The organism is Cystobacter fuscus DSM 2262, assembly GCF_000335475.2.
Lineage (GTDB): Bacteria > Myxococcota > Myxococcia > Myxococcales > Myxococcaceae > Cystobacter > Cystobacter fuscus.
In genome coordinates this window covers 276590-294725 of the sequence record NZ_ANAH02000071.1, presented here as the reverse complement: position 1 = coordinate 294725, position 18136 = coordinate 276590, and the positions used below count along the sequence as shown (strand labels likewise).

Here is an 18136-nt window from a genome sequence, read left to right as displayed (position 1 = left end):
AGCTGGCTACCAGGAGACCGGCACCTCGTGCGCGCCGAGCAGGTTCTCGTCCTGCTTGAAGGGGATGTCCTCGAGGGGCACGGCCAGCCGCAAGGTGGGGACGCGCCGGAACAGCGTGCCGAACACCACCTCGAGTTCGATGAGGGCGAGCGCGCGTCCCATGCACAGGTGGATGCCATGGCCGAGCGCGAGGTTGCGGTGCGGGGCGCGGTTGACATCCAGACGGTCCGGATCGGAGAAGACCGTCTCGTCGCGGTTGGCCGAGTCGAGCTGGACCAGGACCCCCTCCCCGGCTCGAATGAGCTGGCCGCCGATGGTGAGCTCCTCCGTGGCGGCGCGTTGCCGAGCGTTCTGTGAGACGGTGACGTAGCGCAGGAGTTCCTGGACGGCCTGGGTGGGATCCTTCGCCGCGAGGAACTCGCCGATCTGATCCGGATGGAGCAGCAGCGCCACCACGCCCATCCCGAACATGTACGCGGACGGGCCGTGCCCGGTGAAGAAGAGGAATTGAAACATCGAGACCGCGTCCTGCTCGCTCAGCTTTCCCTGAAGCACCTGTTCGGCCACGACACGGCCCATGAGCGTGTCACCGGGCTCGCTCTTGTTCGCGTCCACCAGACGTTGGAAGTAGCCATCCATCTCGTCCAGCGCGCGATCGACCGCCTCCCTCCCCGCCGTGCGGGATCCGATGGTGCGGCTGAGGACGTGCAGGTGCTCGTAGTCCTCGCGAGGGACGCCGAGCAGCTCGCAGATGACCAGACTGGCCACGGGAAGCGCGAAGGCCGCCATCAGATCAGCCGGCCTCGGTCCGGCCAGCATCGCGTCGATCGTCTCGTCGACCGTGCGCTGGATGATCGGTCGCAGGGCGTCCATCCGCCGCGGCGAGAACTCCTGGAGGAGCATCGCCCGCTGGGCCCGGTACTCTTCATCGGAGCGGAACGGGAACGGCAGGAGCCGGTCTCTCCGGGTCGCCGACGCGGGTGAGATGTGTGGGAAGCCCGGCAGCCTGAAGTCCATGCTCAAGCGCGGGTTGGCCAGGGCGTCGAGGGCTTGCGCGTAGCCGGTGATCAGCCACGGCGTGCTGCCATCCCACACCCGAATCCGAGACACCGGCGCCTCCTGCCGGAGACGCTTGAATCCGGCCGGAGGATCCAGGGGGCACCTCCAGTCCTTGGGCAATGGATAGGAATCGCTCATCGTGTGTCTCCAGCTCGCTCGAGGCGAGCGGCGGCTCCAACCACCGTGGGGGTCTGGTACAGGTCGCGCAATCCAATGTCACGACCGAGTTCGGCGCGAACCCGGACCGCCACATCGACCAACAGCAGGGAATGGCCGCCAAGACGGAAGAAGTCATCGTGCGGGCCTACCGTCTCGACGCCGAGCACGTCGGCGAAGATCCGGGTGAGGACCCGTTCCGTCGCGCCTCGAGCGGACAGCAGGCGGGACACCGGCACCTCGAGAGCGGCGGTGCGCAGGACCTCCTCATAGGAGGACAACAGGCCGTCGATGAATCCGGTGTCGAAGACGCGCTCATCGAACTCGGCCCAGACGACGCTCGCTCCGTCCACGCTCTCCTCGACACGCAGGGTGAGCTCGAACTTGGCGGTGGCGAAGTCCAGCAGGTGTTCGCGCACCGCGCAGCCGTGCAGTGCCATCACCCCCATGGATCCCGCCGGGTGATGGGCGAAGTTGACCTGCACGAGGGGCGAACGGACGGGGTCTCTCGGGGGGGCGAGCTCGGCCACGAGCTGCTCGAAAGGCAGATCCTGGTGCGCATAGGCGGCGGTGGCGTCGGCCACTCTCCCGAGCAGCTCGCGGAAGTCCGGGTCCCCGCTCAGATCGATCCGCAACGCGACGGTGTTGACGAAGAAGCCCAGCACGCGCTCGACCTCTGGCAGCTCGCGGTTGGCCACGGCCAGGCCGAGCAACACCCGCTCCCTGCCCGCCTGGTGTCCGAGCACGACCCCGCAGGCGGCGGCCAGAACCGTGACGTGTTGGCTCGCACCGAGCGGAAAGACGGTCCGCAGTGGTTCGTGCCGGGCCACCAGCACGTCCACGGCCGCGCGCAGGGCGGTGACGTCCAGCGGACCCGTCACCTGGAAGCAACGGGCCGAGCTGTGGGCGAATCCCGTGGGATCGAGCCCATGCAGGAAGCACAACCGCCGCTGGGCGAAGGACATCGGGAACACGGTCGTCATGCGCGGGGCAACCTGGGAATCGTGGACCGCGCGGGAGGCAACGTGGAGAGCACGTCGGCCAGTTGCGCGACGGTCGGGCGGGTGAAGATCGTGGAGAGTCCAACCTCCCGACCGGCCATCCTGCTCAGCCGCGCGGCGAGCTTCATGGCCTGCAACGAATGCATGCCCAGCGCGAACAGGCTGTCATGGACACCAATCCGGTCCACCTTCAGCAACTCGATGACGAGCGCGGCGATCCGGGTCTCCGTTTCGTTCCGCGGCGCCAGGAAAGGCGCGTCCGCGCTCCCGTGCGGTGTGGGCAGGCAGGACCGGTCGAGCTTGCCGCTGGTGGTCAACGGCCACGCCTCGACGACCATGACGACACCAGGCACGAGATGTCCGGGCACCCTGCGTGCCATGTCCTCGCGTATCGCCTGACCGGACAGTGCGGCCCCCGGTGCGGCCACGACGTAGCCGATGAGCCGCGGCTCGTCCCCCACCCGGTCGGTGAGGGCGACGGCGTCGAGCACCCCGGGATGGGCGGCCAGTCCAGCTCGCACCTCGGCCAGTTCCACCCGGAAGCCCCGGATCTTCACCTGGTCATCGCGGCGACCCAGGAACTCGATCACCCCGCCGGGGAGCCACCGGCCCAGGTCTCCGCTGCGGTACAGCCGTTCGCCCGGGAGGGAGCCCAACGGGTTGGGCACGAACCGTTCGGACGTGAGGCCCGGCATGCCCAGGTAACCATGTGCGACGATGGGTCCGCCGATACAGATCTCTCCGACCACACCCGGCGGAACCACCTGCGAGAACGCGTCGAGCACGACGAGCTGGGCGTTGGACAGGGCTCGGCCAATCGGCACACTGGTCCCCTCGACGTCGTGCCAGTCCTCGAGCCGCTGTCCGCTGGCCAGAATGGTGGTCTCGGTCGGGCCGTAGGCGTTCGTCACCCGCGTGATGCCCCGGCTCCGCAGCGCGCGGAACGCGTCCGGGGAGACGATGTCGCCTCCGACCAGGACCCGGTCCATGTGGTCGAGCACCTCCGGGGTCTCGGCCACCACCTGGTTGAACACCGCGGGTGTGAGGAAGGCGTGGGTGATCGCGTTGCCGGTGATGCATTGTCCCAGGCCTCGCACGTCCCAGCCGGGTGGCAGGAAGTGGATCGCCGCGCCGTTCACCAGCGGTCCCCAGATCTCCAGCACCGACACATCGAAGGACGCCGACGCCAGGGCGAGCATCCTCTTGCCCGGCGCCAGATCGATCAGGTCCGACCCGTGAAGCCGGGCCACGACCGAGCCGTGCTCGACCATGACGCCCTTGGGCTTGCCGGTCGAACCGGACGTGTAGATGACGTACGCGAGCTCGCGGGCATCTCCCGAGGGCAGCGGGCTCCCGGGCGCGTCGGAGACGTCGTCCAGCCGCACGACCGGGATACCCGATACCTGGTCGGCCAGCTCCGCCGTCGTGACCACGGCCCGTACCCCGGCATCCAGGAGGATCCTCTCCCGGTAGGAGGAAGGGTGGTTGGGCTCCAACGGGAGGAAGGCCGCCCCCGACTGGAGGACACCCAGTTGGGCCACGACGAGCCCGGCCGAATGCGGGACGCACACCGCCACCAGGTCCCCCCGACCGATCCCGAGGCCACGCAGATGACGCGCCAGCCGTCCCGCCCGATGCGTGAGCTCGCGGTAGGACATCGGCGAGTCACCCGACACCACCGCGGGGGCGTCCGGCATGCGTTCGGCCCAGTGCTCGACGAGCTCGGGCAACCCTCGCGCCGGTGCGTCACGCCTGGGTCCCCTGGAGACGAGCGCGCGCCGCTGCGCATCGTCCATCAAGGACAGCTCCGACACCGGGGTGCGCGGAGCGTCGGTGATGGCGTGCAACAGCCGCTGGTACGCGGACAGCATCCCGGTGATGAAGAAGTCCTCGAAGAGGTCCCGGTCGAACTCCCAGGCGAGCATGATGCCTTGCAGGGACGAGCGCGGGCTGGCACGCACGGGGGCATCGGACCGGGGGATGTGCACGACGTTCCCGGGCAACCGGCTGATATGCCCCGGCGCGGCATAACGGGGGACGGCGACGACGGCCAGCTCGAACTTGGCCGAACCATTGCTCAGTCCCTCGACGACGGAGACGTCGAGCGGAGCGGCGCCGAGCGGGCCCAGCGGTGCGTCGTGGAAGCTGAACATGGCCTGGATCAGCGGGTGGAGCCCGTCGTTTTGCCTCGCGGGTGACTCCGCGAAGATCATCCCGTACGGCAGCTCCTGGTTGTCATAGACGGCCAGGGAGGTCCGCCGGACCCGCCCCAGGAACTCCTCGAACGTGGGGTTGCCGTGAAGCCGGCCGCGCAGCACGACCGTGTTGACGAACATTCCCAGGAGCTTCTCGGAGTCCTGCCAGCGCCGATTGGCGACCCCGGACCCAACGAGGATGTCGGGTGACCCGGTGTACCTGTGCAGCAGGACGAAGAACGCCGCGAGGAGCGTGGTGAACAGCGAGGTCTTGTTCCGATCGGCCAGGTCTTGAAGGCGGCGCGCGAGCTCTCCGTCGATCTCCATCCGGGGCGCCGCTCCGCGGAACGTCTTCGACGCGGGCCTGGCGCGGCGGGGGAGCTGGAGCACGGTCTCGGCGCCCTCCAATTCCTGGCGCCAGAAGCGGCGCTGCGCCGTGGCGGCAGCGCCACCACACCACTCCCGCTGCCACCGAGCGTAGTCGTAGTACCGCACCGGCGGGTCCGCACGCCGCACCCGGCCGTGGCGCACGTGGTCGGTGTAGCCATCGATCAGCTCGCGGACGAAGACATTGAAGGACCAGCCGTCGTGCACGATGTGGTGCTCGACATGCACGAAGACATGTTCGTCCGCGCCCAGCCGGAGCAGCAGCCAGCGGAAGGGCCTGCCCTCGGCGAGCGAGAACGGCGTCTGGAACACGTCGCGCACGGCCTCACCGACCAGGTGTGCCTGCTGGGCCTCGTCCGCGCCACTCAGATCGCGCAGCGGGACCTCCACGTCCCAGGGCGGCTCCAGCTCACAGCGCAGTTCCCCCTCCACCTCGGGGAAGCGCGAGCGCAGCACGTCGTGGCGCCGCACGATGTCGGTGAGGCTGGCGTGCAACGCGGTGAGATCCAGGGCTCCCACCAACCGGAACACCGCCTGCGAGTGGTAGGCCCGCGCGTCCGGGTTGAGCTTGTGCATCAACCACACACGCTGCTGGGCATGGGACGGAACGATACCGGTGCCAGGTTCGGCCACGCGCGGGCCCGGCCCCCCCCCTTCCCGCCGGTCTTCGAGGTGTGCGGCGAGTTCGGCGACCGTCGGAGCCCCGAGCACGGCACTCAGCTCGAGGTGCACCCCCAGCGCGCTCCGCACCCGGGCGGCGAGCTGCGTGGCGAACAGGGAATGGCCGCCCAGGTCGAACAGATCGTCCCACACCCCGATCCGCTCCATCCGGAGCAACTCCGCCGCGATCCCCGCCAGGGCCTCTTCCAGGGGCGTGCGCGGCGGTTGGTATCCCCCGTCCGGCCGTCGTGGGCGGGGCAGCCGGGCCCGGTCCACCTTGCCGCTCGTGGTCAGTGGCCATTCATCGACCCGCACGATCACATCCGGCACCAGATAGCCGGGCAGGCGGCGGCGCAGCTCGGCGCGCATCGCCTCGGCCGATAGCCCCCCCGCCGCGACCGGTAGCACATAGCCCAGGAGCCGCTCACCCTTCCCCTCGATGACGGCCACCGCGTCGCGCACGTCCGGCAGCGCGACCAGGGCGGACTCGACCTGGCCGAGCTCGATGCGCGCGCCGCGGACCTTCACCTGGTCATCACGCCGACCGAGAAACTCGAGCGTGCCGTCCGCCCGCCGCCTGCCAACATCCCCGCTACGGTACAGGCGGCTGCCCGGCACCGGGCTGAAGGGATCGGGAACAAATGCCTCGGCGGTGCGGGCGGGTTGCCCCAGATACCCCCGCCCGACCCCGCTCCCGCCGATGCAGATCTCCCCCGGGGCCCCGTCGGCCACCGGGCGCAGGCGCTCGTCGAGGAGGACGACATGGTAGTTGGAGAGGGGTTGGCCGATGGGCACCCGCTCGCCGTCCGGATCGCCCACCACGGTGTGCAGCGTGCTTCCCACGGTCACCTCCGTCGGCCCGTATCCATTGACGAAGCGGTGGAACGGCGACCATTGCCGGGCGGTCTCCGGGAGACACACGTCCCCGGTGCTGATCACCAGCTCCAGGTCGGTGAACCGGCCAGGCCGCAGCGTGCGCAGCACGGACACCGGCAGCACCGCGTGGGTGATCCGGCGGGTCAGCAGCACGTCGGCCAGCGGCTCCCCGGAGAGTCGCGAGTCGTCGATGAGCTCCAGACGGCCGCCGTTGGCCAGGGCCATCAGGATGTCGAACAAGGCCGCGTCGAAGGACGGGTGGGCGAACTGCAACACCCTCGTCCGTGGCCCCAGCTCCCCCAGGACGTCACGCTGGGCATGGAGCAGGTTGGCGACTCCCCCATGCTCGATCATCACCAGCTTGGGCTCGCCGGTCGAGCCGGACGTGCAGATGATGTACGCCAGATCCTCTGGGGAGAGCGCCGCCTCGTCCACGGAGTCCTCGTCCGCGGGCTCGCTGGCGCCGGGCTCTTCGTCGAGCGAGAGGTGGGGGACACCCGGTACGGCGCTGGCCCGCGACGGACCCACCACCAGCACCGCGCCCGCCCTCCGGATGACGTCCCCGCGCCATGCCTCCGGGTGCGCCGGAGCCAGCGGAAGATAGGCCGCACCGATCCGCCAGAGAGCGAGCGCGGTCTCGATGAACGCCAGTCCACGGTCCATGACGACCGCGACCACATCCCCACGGCCGATCCCCCGGGTGCGCAAGCGCCCGGCCAGGGCGCGGGTGCGCTCACGCAGCCGCGCGTAGGTCACCTCGACGGCCGCGTCCGCGATCGCGACGCGCTGGGCTCCCAGTCGCGCTTGTTGATCGATCACGTCCAGTGCCGACCACCACGGTCCGTGATCGACCCTGCTGTCGCGCACGCGCGCGGCCATCCGCGCACCATCCACGCCTTCGTCCGAAGCGGTCCCGGGAGGCTCTTCGAGGGCCCAGGGGCTCTTCAACCGGAGGCTCGACAACAACCGTTCGTATTCTGTTCCGGTGACCAGGGCGGAAGAGGGCGTGGAAGGCAAAGAGGTCTCCTGTCAGGACTCTCTAGATCAACGAAGGGGCCACGCATCGGGCAAAAACCCGGTTGAACCGCGGCCCCACCTGACGCATTACAGAGGGACCATGAGCGACCGAGGCCCTCCCAAGAAGAAGAACGAGGCGTTCAACAACCCCTTCAAGTCGGCTCTCACGGACCTCAAGAAGAAGCAGGCCGAGGCCGAGCCTCCCAAGAAGCCCCAGGCCCCTCCCCCGCCCCCCAAGCCGACCAAGGCCTCGCGCGCCCGCGAGGAGGACGACGCCTCCCTCTTCCTGTCCGCCATGGACGGCGTGGAGCAGCTCACCAACCGGGGCGAGGCCCCCGTGCCCAATCCCCGCCTCCCGGAGATCATCGACGAGAACGCCGAGGCGCTCGCCGAGCTGGCCGAGATGGTGGCGGGCCAGGGTGACTTCGACATCTCCGGCTCGAACGAGTTCATCGAGGGCGCCGCTCCGGGACTCGACGTGCGGCTCATGCGCTCGCTGCGCCGCGGCGACTTCGTCCTCCAGGGCCAGTTGGATCTACACGGCAAGACCCGGGCCCAGGCCCAGGAGGCCGTGGACCGCTTCCTCACCGACAGCCACCGCGCCCGCAAGCGCTGCGTGCTCATCGTCCACGGCCGGGGGCTGAACTCCCAGGATCAAATCCCGGTGCTCAAGGAGTGGCTGCGCGATTGGCTCGGCCAGAAGCGAATCGGCAAGACGGTGCTGGCGTTCGCCACCGCACGGCCCCAGGACGGCGGGGCGGGCGCGGTCTACGTGCTGCTGCGCCGGTAGCTGGACGCCTGGGCGGCTCCGTGCATACATGCCGCCATGGCACGCGATCTGATTGATCTCCACATCCACCTGGGCAGTTCCGTGGCTCCCCATGTCCTCTGGTCCCTCGCGCACCAGCAGGGCTTCAAGCTCCCGGTGAAGGACTACTTCGAGTTCGTCGAACTCATCACCTCCCGTCCCGGCAAGGTGGGCAGCCTCGAGGACTACCTGAAGATCCTCCACACCTGGACGGAGAAGCTCCAGAGCTCGCCCCTGGCCGTCGAGCGCTGCGTGTACGAGATCATCGGCAAGGAGTACCGCGGCAGCCGCGTCACCCAGATCGAGCTGCGCTTCAACCCCATGAAGCGCAACCTCAACTCCGAGCTCGACCTGGACCACATCATCCACGCGGCCCTGCGCGGCATGGACCGGGCCATGCTCGAGTACGGCGTGAAGGCGGGCCTCATCTTCTGCCTGGCGCGCGAGTTCGATCACCGGCTCAACAGCATCCTCGTGGACAAGGCGATCAAGTACCGCAACCGTGGCGTGTACGGCATCGACCTGGCCGGCACGGAGAAGAACGCGCTGGAGCTGGAGCCCGACGTGGTGACGCAGTACGAGGAGCTGTTCGAGCGCGCGCGCCAGGCGGGCCTCAAGTGCACCGTGCACACCGGTGAGACGCAGGGCACCGGCGCCGAGGGCGTCATGGCGGTGGTGGACAAGCTCAAGCCGCACCGCATCGGCCACGGCATCCGCGCCGCCTACGACGAGACGGCCATGAAGATGCTGCGCGAGCGCGGCGTGGTGCTGGAGATCTGCCCCACCTCCAACCTGCACACCCGCGCCGTGGACGGCATCGCCGAGCTCAAGCACATCCTGGCCACCTTCTGGGACCGGGGCGTCAAGTTCACCCTCAACACCGACGGCACCTACCTGCTGGAGACGGACATGCTGCGCGAGGTGGAGCTCGTCGAGAAGAACGGCCTGCTCACTCCCGCCCAGGTGGATCAGACGCTCGCCTGGGCGCGCCAGGCCTCCTTCATCCCCGCGTGAGCCCCATGTACGCCCTGCTGCGCGCCCTGCTCTTCCTCCTGTCCGCCGAGCGCGCCCACCGCCTGGGCATGGCCGCGCTGCGTGTCCTCGGACACTTCCTGGGGCTGTGCCGGCGCCTGCGTGCCCGCGCGCTCGCCCCCGCCACCTACGACGCCGCGGTGCGCCTGGCGGGCCTCTCCTTCGAGCATCCGGTGGCGCTCGCCGCGGGGCTCGACAAGGAGGCGGAGGCCGTGGACGGCCTGTTCGCGCTGGGCTTCTCCGCGGTGGAGGTGGGCACCCTCACTCCGCGGCCCCAGCCGGGCAACCCCCGCCCACGCCTCTTCCGCCTCCCCGAGCACCGCGCCCTCATCAACCGCATGGGTTTCAACAACCACGGCGCCCCACCCGCCGCGGAGCTCTTGCGCGCGCGCACCTGGCGGCCCGCTCCCGTAGGCGTGAACATCGGCAAGAACAAGGACACGCCCCTGGAGCGCGCGGTGGACGACTACGTCGCGTGCGTCGACGCGCTCGCCCCGCTCGGGGACTACGTGGTGGTCAACGCGAGCTCTCCCAACACGCCCGGACTGCGCCAGTTGCAGGAGCCCGAACTCCTCACCGCGCTGCTCCAGGCCGTCCAGGCGCGACTCGCCCAGGTGGCGCCCGGCAAGCCCCTGTTCCTGAAGATCGCCCCGGACCTCACGCCCGAGGCCGTGGACGAGGTGGTGGACGTGGCGCGCGCCTGCGGGCTCGCCGGCCTCATCGCCACCAACACCACGATTGCTCGGCCCTTCGAGCACCCGGTGGCCAAGGAAGCCGGGGGCCTGTCCGGAGCCCCCGTGCGCGAGGCCGCCAACGCCGTCATCCGCCGGGCCTACGCGCGCAGCGGCGGCACGCTGCCCATCATCGGCGTGGGCGGCGTCTTCACCGCCGAGGACGTGTACGAGAAGCTGCGCGCCGGGGCCTCGGTGGTGCAGGTGTACACCGGCTTCATCTACGAGGGGCCCGGCATGGTGCGCCGGCTGCTCGCGGGGCTGGGCCCCCTGCTCGCCCGGGATGGCCTCGGCTCGGTGCGCGAGGCCATTGGCGCCGAGCATCGCCCCCGGACTTGAACACCTGCTCCGCGGGAGGCGCGGGTTGGCTGGTCCGCGACGGATGGACCTCCCGCGCTTATTTGGACTCGACCCGTCCGAGCGGCCCGGCTACGCCCGTCAGCGCGTTTCGCGCTTCCTGCCAGGCGGAGTCTCCGGGGTAGAGCGCGGTGCGGAGGTAGGCCCAGGTGAGAAGCTGAACGGCAGCCACTCGCTCGGGGTTCTCGTCCGTGGTCTCGGCGACGTCATATCCCGAGACTCCGCCCAGCCCGTGCCCTGCGTCGAACAGGGTGAGCAGGGACTTGGGGCTTGGGGAGAGGAAGTAGGGATCGGCGTGCCAGTCGGCACCCGCGACCGTCAGGTAGGCGGAGTCGTCCTTGTCGCCGGCGACCACGAGCGCGGGCGTCGTCATCGTGGAGAAGTCGATGGTCGAGAAGAAGGGGTAGTTCTCGGCCGCGAACTTGCTGAGGGCGTCGCCTCTGCCGGGCGCGGCGAGCAGCACGCCCGCCTTGATCCGGGGCTCCGCGAAGTTCACTTCCGTTCCGTCGGGGGAATTCGTGTGCCGCGCGCCAAGCAGCAGGCTCGCGGTGTGCCCGCCCATCGAGTGCCCGATGACGGCCACCTTGCTTCGATCCAAGCGCCCGGCGAGCCCAGCGACGGCGCGCTCGATCACGTCGAGTTGATCGAGGATGCGCTTCATGTCCTGGGCCCGTGCTCGCCAGTACAGAGGCGCCTCGGGGTCCTTGGAGTCGAGGGTGAGCGTCTTCGAGTCGAGATGGGTGGGCTGAATCACGACGAAGCCGCGTGCCGCATAGTAGTTGGCGAGCGGGGCGTAGCCGTTCAATGAGGAGAGGTGGTTGGAGCGGCCGTGGCCGTGCGAGAGCAAGAGGATGGGCAGTTCGCTTCCGGTCACGGGCGCGGAGACTCGCACCTGGAGCTCGACGGCGCGGCCGGGAGCTGGCAGCACGACGGGGCTGACCGAGAGGACCGGCGTGGGTGCGCTGGGGGTGTTGGCCGCGGAAGTCGGTTCGCTCATGATTCTGATTTCCTTTCGTGGGCTCGGCCCCGTGAAAACGCCCGGAGACGAGAGCGCGAACCATGCCGCGCGGCGCGCTCCGTGAATTGGAAGGACCGGACATTTTCATCGTTCCTTCCGCGCTGATTGAACGGCCTCGGTGGACGCGCGAGGATACGAGGATGTCGCGCACGATGGACTTCGCCGCCTCGAGCTTCCCCATTTCCCGCTTCGTCGAGGACGTTCGCGGTCTCGCTCCAGCCGCTGGACGCGCAAGTCACGAGCGGCTGCCCGACGGAAGAACGATCCTCGTCTTTCGAGTGTTCGAGGAGGGTCGGAAAGGGGATGTGTGCGTCGCGGGCCCGCGAACGCGGGCGCTGTTCAAGAACGCAACCGGCGTCACGCGGGCGGTCATGCTTCAGTTCAAGCCAGGCTGGTCGGCGCAGCTCCTGGGCGTGCCCGCGAGCGCGCTGACGGACCAGATCGTGCCTCTGGAAGACGTCTGGGGCCGTTCGGGCAGAGACCTCTGCCTCGAGCTCCTCGCGGCGCGAAGCCTGCCGGAGATGTTCCACCGACTCTCTCACGCGATCGCCCTTCGTGCCCACCAGACAGACGACCCGGCATCGGCACGGCTCGCTCGGCGCGCGGTTCGCTTGTTCGAAGGAGACGAGGTTCGGGTGGAGAGCGTGGCGGAGCGGCTTGGCGTCACGGCGCGGCATCTTCGCCGCGCCTTCACGGAGAGCGTCGGCATCGGGCCGAAGGATTTCGCGCGGGCCGTTCGCCTGCGGCGTGCCGTGGGGATGGCGGCGAGCTCGAAGGACTGGGGACGCATCGCCGCGGACGCGGGCTATTACGACCAGGCGCACCTCATCGCCGACTTCCGGGAACTCGTCGGGCTCACACCGGGCGCCTTCGTGAAGCGGGCGGGCGATCGGGGCGTTCGGTGCGGCTCCGGCGAGGCGGAGGCCGAACTCCACGACACCACGGAGCGACTCGGGATCGAGTTCCAGCGCCCGACGTGAGAACTCCAGCCGTCGGACGGCGCGCGCCACGTCGGCCCGCACGCTGGTCGTACCGCGCCAGATGAACGGGCCATGGGCGGACTGGTCACGGAGACCATGTCGGGCTCCCGCGTGCCGCGAGGATGCTACTGTCGGCACCGCACACTCTTGGAGGCATGCGTGGCATCACCCTGGGACGACTTCTGGCCGAAATTCCTGCTCACCGTCGTGGACAAGGTGATTCTCGGTGGTGCCTTCGCCCTGGCCACCTACTTCCTGCAGAAACGGTTGGAGGTCTTCAAGCGCGACCAGGCACACGCCTCCGAGTTGGCGAAGTCACGCATCGCCGCCTACCACCGTGTGTTCGCGGCGGAGTCGGGCACGGAGTTCTCCCTGACCCTGGCGTGGTCCGCCGTGGGCCTGTTGGGGACCACCAGGACAGACGTGAGGGCGGTGGCCGAGCAACGGCAAGAGGCTGTCCGCAGGATGGATGACCTCCAGAAGCGCATCGAGGGCTTTCAGGGCTCGCTGGGGACGGAGCGTTATCTGATCGGCGACAACTTCGCTCGAGCCGCCCTGGTGCTCAACGGCGAGTTCACCCAGGCCCTGAGGTTCATCCAGCACTGCATCGAAAGAGACGAGGCCCCGGACAAACATGCGGTGGATCGCCGCTCGCAGGCGATTCATCACGCCCGCCGTGCGCTCATGCTCTGTCTCCCACCGTTCGCGAGGGCGCCCGCGGAGGATCTGCAATTCAGCGAGCCCGACGTCGACGACATCTACGCGGGGCTCACCACCCGGGTGCACCAGACGCCGAAGTAACACTCGAAACGTCATGCCCCGTGCTTCTTCCCCCGTTTCCATCGCGCAGGCAAGGCCACCCCCGGGCGCCCAAGGTGTAGGTCGCGAGGTGCAGACGTGTGGACTCTAAAGCTCGCCGAAGGGATCGACGTAATCGATAAACACGCCGTGTCTCGCCAGGATACGCTCATTCTCCATAGCCCAATGGAGGATCTTGAGGATGTACGGGTCGTCTGGAAACTTTTCGCGCGCCTCTCGCTCGAGCGCTGGGTCGCGAGTGAGTTCCTCGATCTTCGCAACGGTGCGGTCAGAGTTGGCGCGGATCTCGCTTAACTTGTCGTTGACCCAGCCAAAGCGGTCTGGAGTTTCTACCGTCACTCTGTCACCTGACGTTTGAATTGTTTCTCAAGCGCCCCAACGACTGAGGTATATAGACTCTCGATTACCGGCAGGCTGCGGAACGACTCGCAGAGCATCTCTTGCCAAAGGAGTGTTTTTAGGGCTTCGCGCTCGCGCTGCGCCCTCAGCTCCTCCACGCCCGCCAGCCGGGGCGTTTTATTCAGGAGAAGCTTGAAGTCGGCTTCCTCCCGGTTCAAGCAGTACAGGAGGAGGCGCGCCGTCAGGCACGCCCGAGCCGTCCGTGGGAGATTGTGGCGGGTCTCCTCGCTGCCAGACGCCTTGGAGGCGCGCAAGACTCGCTGACGGCAGCGCGGGAGCGCCCGGACTCGGTTGGGCAAGGAGCAATTCGTCGACGTCCGGCTGGGGGGCGGTGGGCCTCTTGACGGCGCCCAACTCATCCGCAGCCCAAAGCCCAGGCTCGGGTGTTGGTGGAAGCACGCGAGTGTTGGGCGAGCGTGCGACCGGCGCGGCTTGATCGCCTGGCTGCCCCACCACGGGTGCCCCCGCTCCCGCGGGGACGTACCGGGGAACAGGCACTGGGGTGGACGGAGCTGGAGGTGGAGCCACTGCCTGGGCATGAACCGCCGTGGCGACCAACATGCCGAGCCCCATCACACGAGGGGTCACTCCGAAGGCTCCTACTCGAAACGTCATGCCTCGTGCTTCTACCCCCGTTGTCATCGCCCAGGCAAGGCCACCCCCGGGCGCCTACAGTGCGTTCCCGCCGCCTGTGACGATGCCCCGCCCTCTCCTCCGCTGGAGCAGCGACATAATCAGCATTATCCGACCGCAATAATTCCGGGCACTTGGCTGGCCTCGGAGATTATCACGGACGCTCTCGCTAGACTCAAGGACACGCCTGGATCCACTGGCCATCCGGCTGTACATAGCCGCAGGCCCGGAGTACAGACCTACGGCCACCAGAAGCGCATCGCCAGTTAATTATCGACAACCCACTTCTGGTTCTCCCACCCAATGCAGTCCCAGAGCTGGACGCTGGTGCCGTTGGCGCCGGAGCTGTTGGCGTCCGCGTCCAGGCATTTGCCGCCAACACTTCGGAGGGTGCCGTCAGCCAGCAATTGCCACTTCTGGTTGTCCCATCCATTGCAGTCCCAGAGCTGGACGCGGGTACCATTGGCGCCGGAGTTGTTGGCGTCCGCGTCCAGGCACTTACCTCCAACACTTCGGATAGTGCCATCAGCCAGCAATTGCCAGTTCTGGTTGTCCCATCCATTGCAGTCCCAGAGCTGGACGCGGGTGCCGTTGGCGCCGGAGCTCGTTGCGTCCGCGTCCAGGCACTTGCCGCCAACACCTCGGATAGTGCCATAAGTCAGCGGTCGCCACTTCTGGTTCTCCCACCCAATGCAGTCCCAGAGCTGGACGCTGGTGCCGTTGGCGCCGGAGCTGTTGGCGTCCGCGTCCAGGCATTTACCGCCAACACTTCGGATAGTGCCATCAGCCAGCAATTGCCACTTCTGGTTGTCCCATCCATTGCAGTCCCAGAGCTGGACGCGGGTACCATTGGCGCCGGAGTTGTTGGCGTCCGCGTCCAGGCACTTACCTCCAACACTTCGGATAGTGCCATCAGCCAGCAATTGCCAGTTCTGGTTGTCCCATCCATTGCAGTCCCAGAGCTGGATGCGGGTACCATTGGTGCCGGAGCTCGTTGCGTCCGCGTCCAGGCACTTGCCAAAGAAGCCTCGAATTACCCTCTTGGCAGCCCCCTTTTGCTTGTACAATACCGTCAGCGCGGTGATGTCACCGGAGGTGAACTCACCCGTCTCGACATTGCGGAAGCAGGAGTTCATGAGGGAGCCCCCGACGGTCGCCGTAGTTGGCGTGCCTGAAATGAGGATGGCGCCGACGTCGGCGCCGCCCTCGTTACCGCCAGTGCCGCAGCTGATGCTGCGGTTGTAGTAGTCCGAGTGGCGGAACCCGAGGGTGTGGCCAATCTCGTGCGTGATGACGTGCTCGATGACGTCGACGCTGTAGGAGGAGAGCCCGCCGCCGATGTTGATGGTGTGGTACGGCAGCCCGCCGGACGGGAACCCAGCCGAGCCTCCAACCACGCCCGGCTGGATGACCGCGTTGATGGTGAAGCTGCAGCCGGTGCTCGGAGTCCGCGCCATGGCGAAGGTGAGCGGCAGCTCGTCGTAGTTCTGTATGGCCAGGTCGAGCGCCGTGCTGAACGCGCCGGTGAACGTCGAGCCGTTGATGCAGATCTTCGACAGCGATGTGCTGACGAGGTTGTTGGTTCGATATTGCTCCTCGGAGGTATCGCCGCTCCCGAGCATCTCGCGCGACGCGGCCAGAGACACCTCGGCGTCCCGTCCGACGTAGACCTTCCCGCCGACGACCATGATGTCGTCGGCCAGGAACCCGGCTTTGAGCAGATTGTCGACGATCTGCTGCGGCTCATCGGGTTGCCCTGCGCATCCAAACATCAGTGCAATGCATCCCGCCACAATTATGAGCGTTCTCGCAAACATGGGTTATTCCTTTTGGTTGGACCTGTATCAGTGAAACTGCCGCCTCGCGACGAACCTCCGGCGATACGTGGGCAGTATAGGCGAAGGGGTGAAACCGAGGAAGTGAAGCAGGATCGTGCAAACGTGCCAAGGTGCGGAGCAGCAGCACAAGGCCCCACCACGCACGCAACCAAGCGATAAGGCGAGTTGCCAGAAGATGCCTTATACGACCGAAATAAATTCGGGCATTTGGCGCGCCCTGAAGGTTATCCGGACGCGGTGGCGGCACACCTGCCGGGCTCCCCGCTCTGGACGCAGCGACGTCACAGCTAATCGCGGCGTAGGCCGCGACATGACCTCCGTCAAGACATCGCACGCAAGGCCCTTGTGCACGCAACTCGGCGACCTGCTCATCGGTCCGGCGGGTCGCCTCGCGCCCAGAACCCCGTGACGCACGACGAAGGGCTACCCCGACTCATTGCGTCTCTGCAATTCCGCTATCTGCTCGTCCGTCGGTGGTCCGTCTAAGAGAAAGATTCCCACTCTGGCGAGCGGAAGTTCTAGCTCGATGGCTGTGCGCACTTGATCAACCAAAATGGGATCATCAGGAAACCGGTCTGCCACCTCGGCAACAAGTTCCGGGGCCAGTGAGAGCGCCTCAAGCTTCTCGGCATCATGTCCCGCCGCAGCGCGAATGGCCTTAATCTTCTCGCAGAACCACACCGCACTCTCGACGGTCTTCATTTCGCACCTCGGAATTGTTTCTCGAGTGTGGCGACTATGTTTCTGTAGAGCAACTCAATTTGCGGCAAGCTGCGGAAGGACTCACAAATCCGCGACTGCCAATAAAAGACAGCGTCGACCTCACGGCGCCGTGCCTCAATCGGATTAGAGCCTTCGAGCTGGGGTGTGAACGCGGCCTGGTCCATGAACTCCATCAACTCCGCGTTCGCACAGTGGAGGAGGAGTCGCGCCGTGAGGCACTCCCTGGGGGTTCGTGGGAGGTTGCGTCGAGTCTCCTCCTGGCCGGAACTCTTGGAGGCGCGCAAGACTCGCTGACGACAGCTCAGGAGTTCGGGAGCGCCAGGACTCGGCCGAGCAGCCAGTAGCTCGTCAATGTCTGGCGGGGACGCCGGCACGGGTTTCTTGACCGCTTTCGGCTCATCCGCGGCCCAGATTCCAGGCTCCCTTGTCGGCGGAAGCACTCGCGTGTTCGGCGAGCGCTCCATCGGCGCGCTCTGCTCGCCCGGCTGGCCCACCCTGGGTGCCCCCGCTCCCGCGGGGACGTACCGGGGAACAGGCACTGGCATGGACGGAGCTGGAGGTGGAGCTGGAGCCACTGCCTGGGCATGAACCGCCGTGGCGACCAACACGCCGAGCCCCATTACACGAGAGGTCATTCCGCAGACTCCTACTCGAAACGTCATGCTCCGTGCTTCTACCCCCATTTCCATCGCCCAGGCAAGGCCCCCGCCCTCCGGGCGCCTATCGTGCGTTCCCGCCGCCTGCGGCGATGCTCATCCCCCCCTCCTCCGCCGGAGCAGCGACATAAGACATGTTATAAGACACCAACGAATTCGGGCACTTGCGAAGTCTCGGAGATTATCACGGACGCAGAGGAAACACACGGAAGTGGCCGTCACGATTCTACTCTCGCAACGACCCCCAGTAGCCAACCAACAGGCACCTCGGGTGTGGGACACGCCTGCCTCGATGTCTTGCATCAATACAGCAAAGAGTGAATGACGGTGGTTGTGTACAAGGGAGCGCATGGCCCAGCTGGCCGTAGGAGTTGTACCCCAACACGGCACCATCGGAGCGCACCGCCACCGAATGGGAGGAGCCCGCGGCCACGACCCCACTCAGCCCTTGCACTTGCACCGGCACCGAGCGATTGCTCGTGGTGCCATCCCCCAACTGGCCGTAGGAGCGGAGTCAGTCATTCCGACATGAAGAGCGGGGCAAAGTCCCTGGCGCACCGTTCCCGCGTCCGGGGCTCAGAATCAACTCGGCCCGAAGCAGCTCGGGATCGTCGTCACCGCCAGGGGAGAGATGGCACCGGAACCACCGCATGCCATGTGAATCACAACTCAACCCAAAGGCTGACTCCCCGGCCATGCCTCATCCATTGGCCCGGCGGGCCGACAGGCCGAACATCAAGGGCAAGCCCCTCGGGCAGCAGGAAGCGGTGCCCGGGGGCCTCGCGCATGCT

Annotated in this window: 14 protein-coding genes; 5 read left to right on the top strand and 9 right to left on the bottom strand. The window is 67.4% G+C overall.

All coding sequences use genetic code 11. From position 1 onward, the window contains the following. Window positions 1–6: 6 nt before the first annotated feature. Genes D187_RS46675 through D187_RS46665 form a run of 3 tightly spaced genes read right to left on the bottom strand, consistent with a single transcriptional unit; the run spans window position 7 to window position 7351 of the window. Window positions 7–1197 (bottom strand): cytochrome P450, encoded by a 1191-nt coding sequence (locus D187_RS46675; protein WP_002627205.1) that lies wholly within the window; start codon window positions 1195–1197, stop codon window positions 7–9. Further along, a complete protein-coding gene (locus D187_RS46670; RefSeq protein ID WP_002627204.1) occupies window positions 1194–2198 on the bottom strand; it encodes a condensation domain-containing protein in 1005 nt (334 codons plus the stop codon). The genes D187_RS46675 and D187_RS46670 overlap by 4 nt, the downstream gene beginning before the upstream one ends. Continuing rightward, window positions 2195–7351 (bottom strand): non-ribosomal peptide synthetase, encoded by a 5157-nt coding sequence (locus D187_RS46665; RefSeq protein WP_002627203.1) that lies wholly within the window; start codon window positions 7349–7351, stop codon window positions 2195–2197. Before D187_RS46665 ends, D187_RS46670 begins: the two co-directional genes overlap by 4 nt. 100 nt (window positions 7352–7451) lie before the next feature. Between D187_RS46665 and D187_RS46660 the strand changes: the two genes are divergently transcribed. From D187_RS46660 to D187_RS46650, 3 genes are read left to right on the top strand one after another with little or no spacing between them, the layout of a single operon-like run. After that, window positions 7452–8141 (top strand): Smr/MutS family protein, encoded by a 690-nt coding sequence (locus tag D187_RS46660; protein WP_002627202.1) that lies wholly within the window; start codon window positions 7452–7454, stop codon window positions 8139–8141. A 36-nt stretch (window positions 8142–8177) separates the two neighbouring features. Then, window positions 8178–9173, top strand: a complete 996-nt coding sequence (locus tag D187_RS46655; protein WP_002627201.1) for an amidohydrolase family protein — start codon at window positions 8178–8180, stop codon at window positions 9171–9173. A 5-nt stretch (window positions 9174–9178) separates the two neighbouring features. Further along, window positions 9179–10261, top strand: a complete 1083-nt coding sequence (locus D187_RS46650) for a quinone-dependent dihydroorotate dehydrogenase (RefSeq protein ID WP_002627200.1) — start codon at window positions 9179–9181, stop codon at window positions 10259–10261. A 58-nt stretch (window positions 10262–10319) separates the two neighbouring features. Here the strand turns inward: D187_RS46650 and D187_RS46645 are convergent, their stop codons facing one another. Further along, on the bottom strand, window positions 10320–11276 hold the full coding sequence (locus D187_RS46645) for an alpha/beta hydrolase family protein (RefSeq protein WP_002627199.1): 957 nt from the start codon (window positions 11274–11276) through the stop codon (window positions 10320–10322). Between the two features lie 161 nt (window positions 11277–11437). On the opposite strand from D187_RS46645, the gene D187_RS46640 reads away from it, so the two are divergent. Both D187_RS46640 and D187_RS46635 read left to right on the top strand, forming a co-directional pair. Further along, the gene (locus D187_RS46640; protein WP_002627198.1) at window positions 11438–12277 is read left to right on the top strand and encodes a helix-turn-helix domain-containing protein; all 840 of its coding nucleotides are present in this window, start codon (window positions 11438–11440) and stop codon (window positions 12275–12277) included. A gap of 159 nt (window positions 12278–12436) precedes the next feature. Further along, window positions 12437–13078 (top strand): hypothetical protein, encoded by a 642-nt coding sequence (locus D187_RS46635; RefSeq protein ID WP_002627197.1) that lies wholly within the window; start codon window positions 12437–12439, stop codon window positions 13076–13078. A 105-nt stretch (window positions 13079–13183) separates the two neighbouring features. On the opposite strand, the gene D187_RS46630 is transcribed toward D187_RS46635, so the two are convergent. The 5 genes from D187_RS46630 to D187_RS53430 all read right to left on the bottom strand — a co-directional run bounded on the left by D187_RS46630 (window position 13184) and on the right by D187_RS53430 (window position 17805). Beyond that, window positions 13184–13435, bottom strand: coding sequence for a hypothetical protein (locus tag D187_RS46630; protein WP_020918744.1), 252 nt, complete (start codon window positions 13433–13435; stop codon window positions 13184–13186). Then, complete coding sequence (locus D187_RS46625; RefSeq protein ID WP_043435214.1) at window positions 13432–13749, bottom strand: hypothetical protein; 318 nt, start codon at window positions 13747–13749, stop codon at window positions 13432–13434. The genes D187_RS46630 and D187_RS46625 overlap by 4 nt, the downstream gene beginning before the upstream one ends. 645 nt (window positions 13750–14394) lie before the next feature. Next, on the bottom strand, window positions 14395–15945 hold the full coding sequence (locus D187_RS59050) for a M57 family metalloprotease (RefSeq protein WP_002627196.1): 1551 nt from the start codon (window positions 15943–15945) through the stop codon (window positions 14395–14397). Between the two features lie 444 nt (window positions 15946–16389). Beyond that, on the bottom strand, window positions 16390–16668 hold the full coding sequence (locus D187_RS46615; RefSeq protein ID WP_043435209.1) for a hypothetical protein: 279 nt from the start codon (window positions 16666–16668) through the stop codon (window positions 16390–16392). A gap of 903 nt (window positions 16669–17571) precedes the next feature. Continuing rightward, the gene (locus D187_RS53430) at window positions 17572–17805 is read right to left on the bottom strand and encodes an RCC1 domain-containing protein (protein WP_306413603.1); all 234 of its coding nucleotides are present in this window, start codon (window positions 17803–17805) and stop codon (window positions 17572–17574) included. Between the last annotated feature and the right edge of the window lie 331 nt (window positions 17806–18136).

What these genes read in the sequence shown, in the direction of transcription:
- D187_RS59050 (WP_002627196.1), bottom strand. Translation starts at nt 15,945, where the DNA reads ATGTTTGCGAGAACGCTCATAATTGTGGCGGGATGCATTGCACTGATG.
- D187_RS46615 (WP_043435209.1), bottom strand. Translation starts at nt 16,668, where the DNA reads ATGAAGACCGTCGAGAGTGCGGTGTGGTTCTGCGAGAAGATTAAGGCC.
- D187_RS46675 (WP_002627205.1), bottom strand. Translation starts at nt 1,197, where the DNA reads ATGAGCGATTCCTATCCATTGCCCAAGGACTGGAGGTGCCCCCTGGAT.
- D187_RS46640 (WP_002627198.1), top strand. Translation starts at nt 11,438, where the DNA reads ATGTCGCGCACGATGGACTTCGCCGCCTCGAGCTTCCCCATTTCCCGC.
- D187_RS46660 (WP_002627202.1), top strand. Translation starts at nt 7,452, where the DNA reads ATGAGCGACCGAGGCCCTCCCAAGAAGAAGAACGAGGCGTTCAACAAC.
- D187_RS46670 (WP_002627204.1), bottom strand. Translation starts at nt 2,198, where the DNA reads ATGACGACCGTGTTCCCGATGTCCTTCGCCCAGCGGCGGTTGTGCTTC.
- D187_RS46645 (WP_002627199.1), bottom strand. Translation starts at nt 11,276, where the DNA reads ATGAGCGAACCGACTTCCGCGGCCAACACCCCCAGCGCACCCACGCCG.
- D187_RS46655 (WP_002627201.1), top strand. Translation starts at nt 8,178, where the DNA reads ATGGCACGCGATCTGATTGATCTCCACATCCACCTGGGCAGTTCCGTG.
- D187_RS46650 (WP_002627200.1), top strand. Translation starts at nt 9,179, where the DNA reads ATGTACGCCCTGCTGCGCGCCCTGCTCTTCCTCCTGTCCGCCGAGCGC.